The sequence below is a fragment of the Paenarthrobacter sp. TYUT067 genome, from assembly GCF_023656375.1.
Lineage (GTDB): Bacteria > Actinomycetota > Actinomycetes > Actinomycetales > Micrococcaceae > Arthrobacter.
The window spans coordinates 1-1184 of the sequence record NZ_JAMOIT010000046.1; the positions used below are offsets into that span (position 1 = coordinate 1).

The following is a 1184-nucleotide window of genomic DNA, read 5'->3' on the forward strand; positions in this document are numbered from 1 at the left end:
TCGGTGGCTGCCTTGTACGCGGCGTAGACCTTGCGGTAGTCGTGACCGCCGCGTTTGAGGCCCCAGATCTGCTCGTCGTCCAAATCCGCCACCATGTCTTTGGTCTGCGGGGATTTGCCGAAGAAGTGTTCCCGGACGAACCCGCCGGACTCGGCCTTGTAGGTTTGGTAGTCACCATCGGGGGTTTCGTTCATGATTTTCACCAACGCCCCGTCCTTGTCCGCTTCCAGGAGGGAATCCCATTCCCTGCCCCAGACGACCTTGATCACGTTCCAGCCCGCACCGCGGAAGAACGCTTCGAGTTCCTGCATGATCTTGCCGTTACCGCGGACCGGTCCGTCCAGGCGCTGGAGGTTGCAGTTGATCACGAAGTTCAGGTTGTCCAGGTTCTCGTTCGCGGCGAGCTGGAGCAGGCCACGGGACTCGGGCTCGTCCATTTCCCCGTCGCCGAGGAACGCCCAGACCTGCTGATCGGAGGTGTCTTTGATGCCACGGTTCTGCAAATACCGGTTGGACTGGGCCTGGTAGATCGCGTTCATCGGGCCGATACCCATGGACACGGTGGGGAATTCCCAGAAATCCGGCATCAGGCGCGGGTGCGGGTAGGAGGACAGGGCATGGCCTTCTTTGGACTTTTCCTGACGGAACCCGTCCAAGTCCTCTTCCGTGAGGCGGCCTTCCATGAACGCCCGGGCGTACATGCCCGGCGAGGCGTGACCCTGGAAAAACACCTGGTCCCCGCCACTGGGGTGGTCCTTGCCGCGGAAGAAGTGGTTGAACCCCACCTCATACAGGGTCGCAGCACCGGCATAAGTGGAAATGTGCCCGCCGACACCAATATCGGACCGCTGCGCACGATGGACCATCACCGCAGCGTTCCAGCGCATATAAGCCCGGTACCGGCGCTCGAACTCCTCGTTCCCCGGGAACTGTGCTTCCTGGTCCACCGGGATCGTGTTCACATAATCAGTGGTCGTCACCATCGGCACACCCACCGACCTCGCACCAGCACGCTGCAACAACGAACGCATAATGTACTGGGCACGCTCGGTACCCTGCTCCGCGATCAACGCATCAAGGGACTCAATCCACTCCGCGGTCTCTTCCGGATCACGATCAGGCAGCTGGGCAGTCAACCCGCTGAGGATGTGTGAGGTCTCTTCTCCTGCAGCCACGTCCAACCT

General features: G+C 61.1%; 1 pseudogene. It reads right to left on the minus strand.

The features are described from left to right. A pseudogene (locus MOD31_RS21825) lies at window positions 1–1175 on the minus strand (pyruvate dehydrogenase (acetyl-transferring), homodimeric type); the annotation flags it as partial. Window positions 1176–1184 lie beyond the last annotated feature (9 nt).